The sequence below is a fragment of the Amycolatopsis sp. NPDC102522 genome, from assembly GCF_055584485.1.
Genome location: NZ_JBVJLY010000002.1, coordinates 821,584 through 833,938 on the forward strand (window position 1 = coordinate 821,584; position 12,355 = coordinate 833,938).

General features: G+C 68.5%; 11 protein-coding genes. 6 read left to right on the forward strand and 5 right to left on the reverse strand.

The window, feature by feature from the left end:
* The first annotated feature begins 27 nt into the window (after positions 1–27).
* Positions 28–1,494 (forward strand): MFS transporter, encoded by a 1,467-nt coding sequence (locus tag ACZ6YV_RS09785; protein ID WP_465509215.1) that lies wholly within the window; start codon positions 28–30, stop codon positions 1,492–1,494.
* Between the two features lie 57 nt (positions 1,495–1,551).
* Here ACZ6YV_RS09785 and ACZ6YV_RS09790 read toward each other — a convergent pair whose 3' ends face one another.
* Both ACZ6YV_RS09790 and ACZ6YV_RS09795 read right to left on the reverse strand, forming a co-directional pair.
* Positions 1,552–3,123: a tryptophan halogenase family protein gene (locus ACZ6YV_RS09790; RefSeq protein ID WP_465509216.1), complete on the reverse strand. Its 1,572-nt coding sequence runs from the start codon at positions 3,121–3,123 to the stop codon at positions 1,552–1,554.
* Positions 3,124–3,316: 193 nt separating this feature from the next.
* The gene (locus ACZ6YV_RS09795; protein ID WP_465509217.1) at positions 3,317–3,745 is read right to left on the reverse strand and encodes an enediyne antibiotic chromoprotein; all 429 of its coding nucleotides are present in this window, start codon (positions 3,743–3,745) and stop codon (positions 3,317–3,319) included.
* A 296-nt stretch (positions 3,746–4,041) separates the two neighbouring features.
* On the opposite strand from ACZ6YV_RS09795, the gene ACZ6YV_RS09800 reads away from it, so the two are divergent.
* The 4 genes from ACZ6YV_RS09800 (at position 4,042) to ACZ6YV_RS09815 (ending at position 7,854) form a co-directional block, all read left to right on the forward strand.
* Positions 4,042–4,884: an alpha/beta fold hydrolase gene (locus ACZ6YV_RS09800; protein ID WP_378240086.1), complete on the forward strand. Its 843-nt coding sequence runs from the start codon at positions 4,042–4,044 to the stop codon at positions 4,882–4,884.
* Between the two features lie 35 nt (positions 4,885–4,919).
* Complete coding sequence (locus ACZ6YV_RS09805) at positions 4,920–6,158, forward strand: cytochrome P450 family protein (RefSeq protein ID WP_465509218.1); 1,239 nt, start codon at positions 4,920–4,922, stop codon at positions 6,156–6,158.
* A complete protein-coding gene (locus tag ACZ6YV_RS09810; RefSeq protein ID WP_465509219.1) occupies positions 6,155–6,937 on the forward strand; it encodes an SDR family NAD(P)-dependent oxidoreductase in 783 nt (260 codons plus the stop codon). The genes ACZ6YV_RS09805 and ACZ6YV_RS09810 overlap by 4 nt, the downstream gene beginning before the upstream one ends.
* A 119-nt stretch (positions 6,938–7,056) precedes the next feature.
* Entirely contained in the window at positions 7,057–7,854 is a 798-nt protein-coding gene (locus ACZ6YV_RS09815; protein ID WP_465509220.1) for an alpha/beta fold hydrolase, read from the forward strand.
* 18 nt (positions 7,855–7,872) lie between these two features.
* On the opposite strand, the gene ACZ6YV_RS09820 is transcribed toward ACZ6YV_RS09815, so the two are convergent.
* The 3 genes from ACZ6YV_RS09820 to ACZ6YV_RS09830 are packed head-to-tail and all read right to left on the reverse strand — an operon-like array spanning position 7,873 to position 11,333.
* Positions 7,873–9,144 (reverse strand): aminotransferase family protein, encoded by a 1,272-nt coding sequence (locus tag ACZ6YV_RS09820; protein WP_465509221.1) that lies wholly within the window; start codon positions 9,142–9,144, stop codon positions 7,873–7,875.
* A 14-nt stretch (positions 9,145–9,158) separates the two neighbouring features.
* A complete protein-coding gene (locus tag ACZ6YV_RS09825; RefSeq protein ID WP_465509222.1) occupies positions 9,159–10,364 on the reverse strand; it encodes a cytochrome P450 in 1,206 nt (401 codons plus the stop codon).
* A gap of 18 nt (positions 10,365–10,382) precedes the next feature.
* Positions 10,383–11,333 carry a PDR/VanB family oxidoreductase gene (locus tag ACZ6YV_RS09830; RefSeq protein WP_465509223.1) on the reverse strand — a complete coding sequence of 317 codons (951 nt, stop codon included), beginning with the start codon at positions 11,331–11,333 and terminating at the stop codon, positions 10,383–10,385.
* Positions 11,334–11,492: 159 nt separating this feature from the next.
* On the opposite strand from ACZ6YV_RS09830, the gene ACZ6YV_RS09835 reads away from it, so the two are divergent.
* Complete coding sequence (locus tag ACZ6YV_RS09835; RefSeq protein WP_465509224.1) at positions 11,493–12,056, forward strand: carboxymuconolactone decarboxylase family protein; 564 nt, start codon at positions 11,493–11,495, stop codon at positions 12,054–12,056.
* Positions 12,057–12,355: the final 299 nt, after the last annotated feature.

Genomic DNA, 12,355 nt, shown 5'->3' on the forward strand with positions numbered 1-12,355 from the left:
CCTTCGCTACAAGCACAAGGAGTTCCGGTGAGTCATCTCCAGGCGGCTGGCAACGCCGTCCGATTCCGCTGGGCCGCGCTGGTCCTGTTGTGCGCGGCCAACTTCGCGGTCCTGCTGGATTCGCAGAGTGTCATCCTGGCGCTGCCGTCGCTGGCACCCGATCTCGGGATGGCGCCCGCCGACGCGCAATGGGTGCTGAGCGCGAAGCTCATCACCTTCGGCGGGCTGCTCATCCTCGGCGGCCGGGCGGCCGACCACTTCGGCAGGCGCCGGGTGTTCGTGCTCGGCACGGCGCTGTTCCTCGTCGGGTCCGTCCTTTGTGGTCTGGCGTGGAGCCCGGCGGTGATCATCGCGGCGCGGGCGCTCAGCGGGATCGCGGCGGCGCTGATGGTGCCGACGGCGTTGTCGATCCTCATGAACACCTTCCCCGAGGGCAAGAGCCGTAACACGGCGCTCGCGGGCTGGTCCGGCATCGGCGGGATCGGCGCCACGGCGGGCCTGCTCGTCGGCGGGCTGCTCACCCAGACCCTGGGCTGGCAGTGGGTGTTCTACGTCAACGTGCCGATCGCGGTGCTGGTCATGCTGCTCGCGCCGGTGCTCCTGCAGGAGAGCCGCGACTCCGGCGAACGCCGCAGCCAGGACGTCGCGGGGGCCGTAATCAGCACACTCGCACTCGTCGCGATCATCCTCGCCGTAGTGCAGGCGCCGGTGTGGGGCTGGACGAGCGCGCCGACGCTGATCCTGTTCGCCGTCGCCGCCGGGCTGCTCGCCCTGTTCGTGGCGGTGGAGAAGCGTTCGTCGGCGCCGCTGGTGCCGCTGGCGTTGATCAAGCGCCCGGCGCTCGCGGGCGGCAACCTCGTCACCGTCGCGATGGGGATGGCGGCCTTCGGGCTTTCGGTCACCATCTCGATGTACGGCCAGGTCGTCCTCGGCTACAGCCCGCTGGAGTTCGGCGTGCTGCAGTCGGTCATGCCGACCCTGGCTTTCGTGGGCGCGTACGTCGGCCAGTCCGTGGTCACCAGGCTGGGTGTCCGGCCGGTCGTCGCGGCCTGTCTCGTGCTGCTCGGCGCCGGCTGCCTGCTGCTTTCCCAGGTGCCGGTGAACGGCAGCTACGGGGCCGACATCCTGTGGGGCTTGGTCGTCTTCGGGCCCGGTCTCGGCGCGGGCATGGCGGCCGCTTCGGTGGCCGCGCTGTCCAAGGTCCCGCAGGCCGACAGCGGGGCGGCGTCGGGGATCAATGTCGCCTCGTTCCAGATCGGCGGCGCGCTCGGCGTCGCCGTGGTCACCTCGGTGTCGACGTCGTTCACCGCCGCGCCGGGCGGGCCCGCGGAGTTCACCGCCGGGCTTCAGGCCTCGTTCGTGGCTTGCGTGATCTTCGCCGTCATCGGGCTCGTCGTGACGATGACCCTGTTGAAGGGCGACAGGAAGCGGCATCTGCGCAGTGTCGACGGCCAGGACGGCGGCGACCGGGACGACCTCCCGCTCGCGGGCTGACCGGGAACCACGAAGAAGGCCCCCTCTCCAACTGGGAGAGGGGGCCTTCTCGGGTGTTCAGTGGCCTCGGTGCAGGGCCTCGATGTACTCGCGGTGACTGGGCAGACCGGCGGAGTAGATCTCGCGCTCCTTGTCGATCTGCTCGAACATCTCCCACGCGGCGGCGTCGTTCATCAGGCCGACCGACGGCGGGGCCTTCTTGAAGTCGAAGTCCATTCCGGACAGGATCGCCCAGAGGCTGCGGGTCTCGAACAGCCGCAACTGGCTGCCGTCCGGGATGATGACGCTCTCCGCGTACTCGGTGAGCTTCTCCTCCAGGCTCGCCGGGATCGGGGCCTCGCGGACGGCGTTCCAGAACTCGGTGTCGTCGCGGTCGGTGAGCTTGTAGTGCATGACGATGAAGTCGCGCAGATCCTCGAACGCGCTCACCATCAGCTCGTTGTACCGGGTCTTGCGGCGCTCGTCGAAGTCCGAATCCGGGAAGTGCAGCACCAGCAACGCGAGCTGGTACTCGATGAGCGCGATCGTGGTGGACTCCAGCGGCTCGACGAAGCAGCTCGAAAGCCCGACGGCGATGCAGTTGTTCACCCACGAGCGGCGGTTGTGCCCGACACGCATCTTGATGTGGTTGCCCGCGGTGTCGTAGTCGCGGCCGCCGAGGTGTTCCCGCAGTTTCGCTTCGGCTTTCTCCGGCGTGGTGAACGCGCTGGAGTAGACGAAACCGGTGCCGTCGCGGTCCGCGAGGGGGATCTCCCAGATCCAGCCGTCCGGCTTCGCGGTGGCGGAGGTGTACGGCCGCAGCCCGCCCTCCTGGTGCTCCGCCGGGAGCGCGACGGCGGCGTCGCACAGCAGGACGTCGTTGGCGCTGACGAACGGTTCCTTCAGCGTCTGGTTGATCAGCAGGCCCCGGAATCCCGTGCAGTCCAGGAAAAGGTCGCCTTCGATCTCGCCGGCGGTGTCCGTGACGACCTTCTCGATCACGCCGCGCGGGTCGACGATCACCGACGTCACGTCCGCCGAAACGAAGTTGACGCCGCGGCCGGTCGCCAGGTCACGGAGGTACTTGGCGATCAGCGCGGCGTCGAAGTGGTAGGCATAGCGGTAGCCGGGGTCCGGCGCGTCGGTACCGGGCAACGGTTTCGGGGCCTTGTTCAGCTCGCAAAGCCGCTGCAGCGCCATTCCCGCGTCGCCGAAGGTCTCGCGCACACGCGTGTCCCCGGCCAGCCTTTGCTTCAGCCAGAAGTGCGCGAGCGAGACACCGCGGCCGAATCGCTTGTGGAACGGCTTCTCGTAGTTCCGCACCGCGGGTTCGGGGACATCGAAGAACGGGTGGTAGTACGTGTGACTGTCACGGCCCTCGTGCGGTTTGCGCCAGTCGTTGAACCGGACGGCGGATTTGAAGACCGCGTTGGTCTTCGGCATCCAGTCCTCTTCCTCCATCCCGAGGAAGGCGAAGGTGGTCCGCAGCGTCGGGACCGTGGCCTCACCCACCCCGATCCGCGGGATCCGCGGTGATTCGACGAGGGTGATGTCGACCTTTCTGCCGAAGGCGCGATTCAGGTACGCGGCGGACAGCCAGCCCGCTGTCCCGCCGCCGACGATCACGATCTTCTTGATTGGACGTGCCACGGAAATGCTCCTTTGCGGTCCAGAAACCCCCATCAAGCTGCGCAAACGAGCGTAGGTTCCGATCGCACGATCGGGCAGGGTCCGGTTCACTCCTTCCCGGTGAGTTACACCGTCTCGATCATGAGTTTCACCTCAAGCGGACATAAGGACACGGATCGCCGCGTGGCGACCCGTGTCCATACGCTTTCCGTCGCTACTGGAAAGAAAGGGCGACACCGGCGGGTCCGTTACCCGCGGCGTCCGCCAGACCGATCACGCAGGTGACCGCCGCGCAATCGACGGTGCCGTACGAAGTGCCGTCGAAAAGAATTCCTTCGAAGCTCTTCTTCACGGTCAGCGGAGTGGAAAGGGTTCCGTCGCCCGCGGCGGTCACGTCGACCCGGCCCGAGGCGTTACAGGCGAGCACGCCGGGCGACACTTCCGCACATTCGCCGACGGTGTAGGCCGTCCCCGCCGTCAGCCCCGACGCGCCCACCTGGACCACGGCATTGTCGGCCAACCCGGACGACGGCGTCACCGTCGCCGAGGGGGCGTCGGCCGACGCGGGCGCCTGGAAGGCGACAAGCATGCCGAGAGCGGCGGCGGTACCGGCGACGGTTTTCGCGAAAACGCTTTTGCGCATGACTGTTTACTCCTTCATCGGGGTGAGGGTGGAATGAATGGCGGGGGATATTTTCGTATTGTTCCCCGGCGCTTCCGGTAATGAATTTACGGATCTTCGAGGTTGCTTGTCAACGAATTCTGTTCGCAACCTGGGAGAAGCGGAGCGATCTTGAAGGCGGATACCCTTTGCGCACTATGTCGGGTTCGCCCCACCCGGGCGGCCCGATCGCGAAGCATGCGGGCAAGCAGGGAGATGGCATGGAGGTGAGCGCGACCTAGCGTGGGAAGCGGGTTTCGACAGGCGGGAGATTCGTGATGGCGAACCAGGAAACCGCGGCCAGTCTCGACAACATCGGGTTCGGGACACGCGGTCTCGTACTCGAACACGTGACCTCGGCGGACGGGACAAGGATCGCCTTCGAGAAGTCCGGGGAAGGCCCACCGGTGATCATCCTCGGCGGCGGGCTCAACGAGAAGGCGATGTTCGCCGATCTCGCCGAGCTGCTCTCGGAGGATTTCACCGTCTACAACTACGACCGCCGCGGCCGCGGGAACAGCGAGGACAACGGCGGCCTTTCGGGCTACACGGTCGATCGCGAGGTCGAAGACCTGGCGGCGGTCCTGGCGGCGGCGGGCCCCGAGGCGGCGATCTTCGCCAACTGCACCGGCGGCCTGATCGCCATGCAGGCGGCGGCGAAGGGCGTCCCGATGGGCAAGATGGCGCTGTACGAACCCACTTACGGCGGCCATCAGCTCCCCGAGTCCTATATGGACGATCTGGAGCGGATGGTGGCCGCCGATCACCGCACCGACGCCGTCGCGCTGTTCCTGAAGGAGAACGTCCGGTTCAGCTCGGAAACCATCGAGGGGTTCAAATCCCTTCCCATCTGGCCGTCGTTCGAGGCCATGGCCCCGACGACGCTGTACGACTCCATCCTCGACGCGAACCACGAGTCCGTCCCGTTCGACCAACTGCCCGGGATCGGGGTGCCGACCCTGGTCATCGGCGGCCGGGAAAGCCCTTCCTGGCTGATCGACAACTGCCACGCCCTCGCCGACGGGCTCCCCAACGGCCAGTACGTGTGCATGAACGAGGGGCATCTGTTCAACCAGAAGGCGGGCGCCCCGCTGCTCACGGTGTTCTTCCGGTCCCAGTAAGCACAACCCTTTTCGAGCGTTGAGGAGAAGATCCGATGGAAAGCCGCTGCCCTTACACCTTGGACATCGCGGGTACGGACATTCACGCGGAGAGCGAGGCTCTCCGCGCGCGGGGTCCGATCACCCAGGTCGAACTGCCCGGCGGGGTGATCGGGTGGTCCGTGACCGGCTACCAGGCGGCCCGTCAGGTCTTGGGCGACAACCGGTTCGCGAAGGACCCGCAGAAGTGGACCAAGTACACCGAGGGTGAGATCCCCGCGAACTGGCCGCTGATCGGCTGGCTCCTGATGGACAACATGACCACGAACGACGGCGAAGACCACATGCGCCTGCGCAAGCTGGTTTCCCGCGGTTTCACGCCGAAGCAGGTCGAGCTGACCCGCCCGCTGATCCAGAAGATCGTCGACGACCTCCTCGACGGCCTCTCCGGCGCGGGCGCCGACGAGGTCATCGACCTCAAGGGCCGCTTCGCCACCCCGCTGCCCGCCCGCGTCATCTGCGACATGTTCGGCGTGCCGGAGTCTGCCCGCGCGTCGGCCCTGCGCGGCGCCGGCGTCAACGTCACCACGACCACCACCGGTGACGAGGCCGAGGCCAACGTCGAGCTGTGGCACCAGGAACTGACCGACCTCGCCGAGTTCAAACGCGAGAACCCGGGCGACGACCTGACCAGTCTCCTGCTCGCCGCGCGCGAAGAGGACGGCAGCAGGCTCACCGACGAGGAGATGGTCGGCACCCTGCACCTCATGCTGGGCGCCGGTTCCGAGACGCTGATGAACGCGCTCAGCGCCGCCGTCGTCGCGCTGCTCAGCCAGCCCGAGCAGAAGGAACTGCTGGACAGCGGCCAGGTTTCCTGGGACGACGTCATCGAAGAGGCGCTGCGGGTCAACGCCCCTGTCGCGCAGCTGCCGCTGCGGTACGCGACCGAAGACGTCGAGGTCGCCGGGGTCACCATCCGCAAGGGCGACCCGGTGCTGATGGGCTTCACCGCCATCGGCCGCGACCCGGAGAACCACGGCGAGACCGCCGGGCAGTTCGACGCCACCCGCGCCGACAAGACCCACCTGTCGTTCGGGCACGGCGCGCACTTCTGCCTCGGCGCGCCGCTGGCGCGGCTGGAGCTGAGGATCGCGCTGCCGGCGCTGTTCGCCCGCTACCCGGACCTGCAGCTCGCCGTCGGCGTCGACGAACTCGAGGGCCAGGGAACGTTCATCATGAACGGCCACAAGGAGGTCCCGGTGCGACTGGGCGAGCCCTCGCTGGTGCGGTCATGACCGGCGGGTCCGTCCACGACGCGCCACTGGCCGTCGTCACCGGCGCGTCTTCGGGCATCGGCGCGGAGTTCACGCGGGTGCTGCGGGACCGCGGCTACCGCGTCCTCGCCGTCGCCCGCCGCGCCGACAGGCTCGAAGAGCTGGCGAAGGGCTCCAACGGCTTCATCGTCCCCTTCGTCCGTGACGTCACCTCCAAGGGCGCGGCCGAAGCGATCCTCGGCCGGGCCGAAGAACTCGGCGGCGCCGATCTCGTCGTCTGCAACGCCGGCCGGGGATCGAGAGGCCGGGTCCACGAATCGGATCCGGCCGACGCCCTCGGGATGATCCAGCTCAACGTGACGGCGAACGTCGATCTCGTCACGCAGGCCGTGCCGAAGATGGTCGCGCGCGGCTCGGGCGGCATCATCGTCGTCGCGTCGAACCTGGGCTTCTTCGCCACCCCGAACATGGCCGTCTACGGCGCCACGAAGGCCTTCCTGCTGTCTTTCACCGAGTCGCTTTCGGCGGAGCTGGCGGGGACCGGTGTGCGGGCCATGGCGCTGTGCCCCGGGGCGACCTCGACCGAGTTCGGCGACGTCGCCGGGCTCGGCGACACGGTCGAGAAGACGCCTGGTTTCACGACGGCCGAAGAGGTCGTCAGGGGCGGATTGAAGGCCTGGGACAACGGGCGCACGATCACCGTGCCCGGAACCGTCGCACGCCTGCTCACGGCGTTCTTGGCCTACTCCCCGCGGGCGCTTTCCCGCCGGATCATGGGCAAGATCTTCACCGCGGGCTGACCACTATCGGGTGAATGTCCGAAATCGCCGGGCGCGAGCGATGAGTTCGCGCCCGGCTCGGAGTCTCACCTTGTGACGCCGCCACCCGACGGGCGGAAGATCGAGGAAGGACGACCGAGATGACCAGCACGAACGAGATCACCATCCCCGGCGGCCGGCTGCACTACGAGGTCCGCGGCGACGGACCAGTGCTGCTGGCCATGGGCTCCCCGATGGCAGCGGACGCCTTCGCCCCGCTGGCCGACGCGCTGGCGAGCCGGTTCACCGTGGTGACCCACGACCCCCGGGGCATCTCCCGGAGCCCCCTGGACGACCCGGACGAGGATTCGAGCCCGGAGAAGCGCGCCGAAGACGTCATCGCGATCCTGGACCACCTCGGCGCCGAAACGGCCGACGTCTTCGGCTCCAGCGGCGGCGCGATGACCACCCTCGCGCTGGCCGCCCGCCACCCCGGCCGGATCCGGACGGTCGTCGCGCACGAGCCGCCCGCGCTGACCCTGCTGCCCGACGCGGCCGAGCAGCACGCCGAGGTCGACGGCATCGTGAAGGCGTTCGAGACCGACGGCCTCGAAGCGGCCTGGACGAAGTTCCTCGGCACCTCGGGCTTCGAGGAGGACGAGGCGGGCCCGCCGCCGAGCGACTCCCCCGAGCAGGACCAGGAGGACGGGCGCCGGTTCTTCGTCCACGAGCTCCGCACGACCACGCGCTACGCCCCTGAACTCGACGCGCTGCGCGACGGGCCGTTCCGGGTCGTGGTCGGGCTCGGCGCAGACTCCGGCGGCCTGCTCACCAAGCGGACCTGCGCCGCGCTCGCCGAAGAACTCGGCGTCGAGGTGGTCGAGTTCCCCGGCGATCACGGCGGCTTCATCTGGGACCCGGAAGGTTTCGCCAAGCTGCTGGGCGACATCCTGCTCTGACCCCCGGAGGGGCCGCCCTCAGAACTCGACGAGGGCGGCCTTCTCGGCGGCGGCGAGCAGTTCACGCGAGATCCGGTCCGCCTGGTCGGCGGTGAGGATCAGCGGCGGCGCGAGCACGACGTTCTTGACCGTGCGCCGGACCAGGACCCCGTTGTCGCGCATGATCTTTCGCACGTGTGCGGCGCGACGGGACCTGTCCATCTCGACGGCGATCATCAGGCCGCGGCCGCGGATGTCGGTCACGCAGTCCAGCTCCCGCAACGGTTCCAGCGCGGTGAGCAGCTGCTCGCCCCGGGCCCGGACGTTCGCGAGGAGGCCTTCGGACTCGATGTGGTCGATCACCGCGAGCCCGGCCGCGCACGCGGTGGCGTGCCCGGAATGCGTGTGCCCGTGCACGAACCCGGCCATCTTCTTGTTGCTGTCGAAGACTTCGAAGACGTGCTGGGTGGTGGTGACCGCGCCGAGTGAGATGTAGCCGGCCGCCAACCCCTTGCTGGTGGCCAGGATGTCCGGCTGGACGCCGGCGTGCTCGAAGCCGAACATCCGCCCGGTGCGGCCGAAACCGGTCGTCACCTCGTCGAGGACCAGCAGGATCCCGTGCTCGTCGCACAGCTCCCGCACACCGCGCAGGTAGTCCTCCGGCATGACGTACGCGCCGCGCGACTGGACCGGTTCGACGAGGACGGCCGCCGTGCGCGTCCCGTGGTCGGCGAGGAAACCCTTCAGCGCGCCGATGCCTTCTTCAGGCCCCGGGACGGTGATGAACCCGCCCGGCGTCAGGTCGTCGGAGATCGGCGACGGCGCCCCGGCTGTCGCGGCGCCGGCCATCGTGGCGCCGTGGTAACCGTTGCGCAGCGAGACGATCAGCCCGCGGTCGGGTGTGCCGAGCACGGCCTGGTAGAAGCGCGCGATGCGGATCGCGGCTTCCATCGCCTCGGAACCGCTGTTGCAGAAGAAGGTCCGGGTCAGTGCCGGGCCGGCGAGTTCGCCGATCCGTTGCGCCAGGCGGATCGCCGGGATGTTGGCACCCTCGCCCATGTCGTAGGTCATCAGCTTCGCGACCTGCGTGGCGATGGCGTCCACGACCGGCCGGCAGGCGTAACCCAGCGTCGCGTTGAAGCCGGACGACTTCGCGTCCAGATACGTGCGGCCGTCGGCGTCGGTGACCTCGCAGCCCTTGCCGGACACCGCGACGAGCGTGTCGGGGCTGACCCGGCTCGGCGACCACGGATGCCACAGGTACTCGGCGTCGATGGCGAGCAGCTCGGCCTGTCCCTCGGTTTCGCTCATTTCCGCTTTGCCTCTCAGTTCGCGAGCCGGGCGCGGACCGGGATGGAATGCCAGGCCCGCAAGGTGTTGTTGAGGCGGCGTTCCCCCGGTGCCGCCAGTTCCAGCGTCTCCACGCGCTCCGCGAGCGCGGTGATGAGGCATTCGGCTTCGAGCCGGGCAAGGTTCTGCCCGACGCACTGGTGCAGCCCGAACCCGAAACCGACGTGCCCGGACGGGTCCCGGGAGAGGTCGAACTTCTCCGGGTCGGCCCAGCGCCGGGGGTCGCGGTTGGCGGCGCCCAGGAACATCAGCACCTTCGCGCCGTCGGGGACCACGTGGTCGCCGACCGGGATGTCGCCCACGGCGGTGCGGAAGAACGTCTGCACCGGGGACGCCCAGCGCACGGCCTCGTCGAACGCGATCCGCGCCAGCGACGGCTCGGCGCGCAGCCGGGCCCACTGCTCGGGATGCGTGACCAGCGCGTGCATGACGGCGGCGAGCGCGTGCACGGTGGTGTTGAACCCGGCGGCGAACAGCGACCGCACGACACCCGGCGCCTGCTCGTGGGTGATCTCGCCGCGGTCGGCGGCCGCCCAGATCTGCCCGCCGAGACCGTCCTCGGTGAGTTTGTCCCGCTGGCAGTGTTCCATGACCCACGTCGTCAGGAACTTCGCGTGGGGCGCGCCCGCGGCGACGAGTTCGTTGCGCGGGCCGAAGGCGTTGAGCAGGAAGTCGCTGAAGGGCAACAGGTTCTCGCGGCCTTCCTCGGGCAGCCCGAGCGCGTCACCGACGGCGCGCGGCGGGAACTTCTCCGCGATCGCCGTCACGGCGTCGAACTCGACCGTGCTGCCCGGGGTGCCGTCGAGGACCTTGCCGACCATCTTGTGCGCCTTGGCCATCCATTCGGCGCGGAGCCTGCGCTGCGCACGGGGACCCAGGAGATTCGCGAGCACCCTGCGCGGCGCGTCGTGGTGCGGCGGGTCGGCCTCGACGACGATGCTCAGCTGCCGCCACGGTTTCTCGGTCCGGAAGTTGGAGAGCCCGACCCCGGCGCCGGACTGGAACCCTTGCCAGTTGCGCAAAGCCGCGTACACCGCGTCGTACCGGGCGACGGCGTAGATGCCGTGCGCGCTCAGGTAGGAGAGCGGCCCGGCGTCGAGCAGGGCTCGCTCGAGCGGGTACGGATCCGTCAGCACCTCGGTGCCGAACGGGTCGATGTCGATGACGGGCAACGACGTCATGATCACGGCCTCCGGGGCTTACAGATCCAGTACGAGCCGGTCGGTGCACGAACGTGAGACGCAGGGGAACATGCAGTCCCCCGCCGCGCGGTCCTCGGCGGTGAGCAGGGCGTCACGGTGGTCGACGACGCCGTCGAGGACCGTGGTCTCGCAGGTGCCGCAGACACCCTCCATACAGGACGAAAGCAGGTCGACGCCGACCGTGCGCATCGCGTCGATCACGGTCATGTCCTGGGTGACGGTGACCGTCGCACCACGTCGCGCCAGCACGATGTCGAACGGCTCGTCGCGCACCGGCGCGCCCTGCTCCGGCGCCGAGAAGCGCTCGGTCCACAAGGTGGGCGCGGGCCAAGGGGCGCAAGCGTTCTCGACCGCGTCGAGCAGCCCTGCCGGACCGCAGCAGTAGACACGGAGGCCGTCACGGACTTCGCCAAGCCAGGACTGAAGATCTGGGCGGCCCTGTACGTCCTCGGGAATGATGTGGACCTTTTCGCCGTACGCCGCGAGTTCTTCTTTAAAGGCCATTGAGTTCCGTGTGCGGCCGCCGTAGACGAGGTTCCAGTCCGCGTTCGTGAGCTCCGCCTGGTGGATCATGGGAAGCAGCGGGGTGATCCCGATCCCGCCCGCGATGAAGAGGTAGTTCTTCGAGGGCACCAAAGGGAAGTTGTTGCGGGGGCGGCTCACTCCGACGGTGTCACCGGTCTTGAGCTTGTCGTGGACGTACGCGGAACCACCCCGGCCGTCGGTCTCGCGCAGGACGCCGACGCGGTATTCGTAGGCGTTCCACCGATCTCCGCACAGGGAATACTGGCGGGTCAGCCCGCCGGGCAGCACGAGGTCGATATGCGAGCCGGGCGTCCAGTCGGGCAGGCGCGCCCCGTCCTCGGCCTTGAGGACCAGTGAGACGACACCGTCCGCGACGACGTCCTTGGCCGCGACGCGCAACGTCGTCTGCACCTGCGCCTGCATCGTGACCCCGCCCTCCGCTGAAGTTCGTGCTCTCCACGGTTCCACGGCGGGCGGGCGTGTACGTCTCCCTGAATGCTCGGGTGCTTGAGCAATCGGGAATATTGTTCCGCGGGGGCGCCGGGCGGACCATCGGATTCTACGTCGATCCATGGAGGACGCATGTCGCATATCACGGTGGATCCCACCAAGCCCGGAATCATCGGCCTGTTCGCTTTCCGCCCTGAGACCGCGAAACCGCTCGGCGAACTGGTCGAAACCCTGCTGCGCGGCCCGAGCTCGTTGACCACCGGCGAGCGTGAGCTGATCGGCGCCGTCGTGTCCAAGGAGAACGACTGCTACTTCTGCGCCGAAGCACACGGCGCCTTCTCCGCCGCGCAGATCGAAGGCGGTGCCGCCACCGTCGACTCGGCCAAGCAGGACATCGACGCCGCGCCGATCTCGGACAAGCTGCGCGCGCTGCTGAAGGTCGCGCTGGCCACCCGCGAGAGCGGCCACTCGGTCACTTCCGCCCTGGTCGACAACGCCAAGGCCGCCGGCGCTTCGGAAGCCGACATCCACGACACCGTGCTGATCGCTTCGCTGTTCTCGCTGTTCAACCGGTACGTCGACGGGCTCGCGACCGACGCGCCTGAGCAGGCCGAGTGGTACGCCGGTGCCGCGCAGGCGCTGGTGGCCGGTGGGTACGCCGCGATCTCGGGTGCCGCTCAGGCTCAGGCCGCCTGACGTTCTGGTTCGGTTCCAGCCAAGGCGTCTTCGGTACGGTCCGTGAAGGCCTCCTTCCCTCGGCTCAGCCGGGGGAAGGGGGCCTTCATACCTTCCCCAAGTATGTGAAGGCCTCCTTCATTGCGCCTAGCGCAATGAAGGAGGCCTTCACATACTTCAGGTGGTCAGAGCGGCGGTGACGCGTCGGTCCGGGTGGTCGTGAGTGGCGTTTCGGGGTATTGAGGGGTAAGGCAAACGGGTGGGGGGGCCGCGGGGCGCGGGTGTTACAAAGGGGGGTGGGTGGGTGGGTTAAAGTTAGC

Bases quoted from the DNA above. Each gene is read 5' to 3' on its own strand.
- ACZ6YV_RS09805 (WP_465509218.1), top strand. From the start codon at position 4,920: ATGGAAAGCCGCTGCCCTTACACCTTGGACATCGCGGGTACGGACATT.
- ACZ6YV_RS09800 (WP_378240086.1), top strand. From the start codon at position 4,042: ATGGCGAACCAGGAAACCGCGGCCAGTCTCGACAACATCGGGTTCGGG.
- ACZ6YV_RS09795 (WP_465509217.1), bottom strand. From the start codon at position 3,745: ATGCGCAAAAGCGTTTTCGCGAAAACCGTCGCCGGTACCGCCGCCGCT.
- ACZ6YV_RS09810 (WP_465509219.1), top strand. From the start codon at position 6,155: ATGACCGGCGGGTCCGTCCACGACGCGCCACTGGCCGTCGTCACCGGC.
- ACZ6YV_RS09830 (WP_465509223.1), bottom strand. From the start codon at position 11,333: ATGCAGGCGCAGGTGCAGACGACGTTGCGCGTCGCGGCCAAGGACGTC.
- ACZ6YV_RS09835 (WP_465509224.1), top strand. From the start codon at position 11,493: ATGTCGCATATCACGGTGGATCCCACCAAGCCCGGAATCATCGGCCTG.
- ACZ6YV_RS09820 (WP_465509221.1), bottom strand. From the start codon at position 9,144: ATGAGCGAAACCGAGGGACAGGCCGAGCTGCTCGCCATCGACGCCGAG.
- ACZ6YV_RS09825 (WP_465509222.1), bottom strand. From the start codon at position 10,364: ATGACGTCGTTGCCCGTCATCGACATCGACCCGTTCGGCACCGAGGTG.
- ACZ6YV_RS09815 (WP_465509220.1), top strand. From the start codon at position 7,057: ATGACCAGCACGAACGAGATCACCATCCCCGGCGGCCGGCTGCACTAC.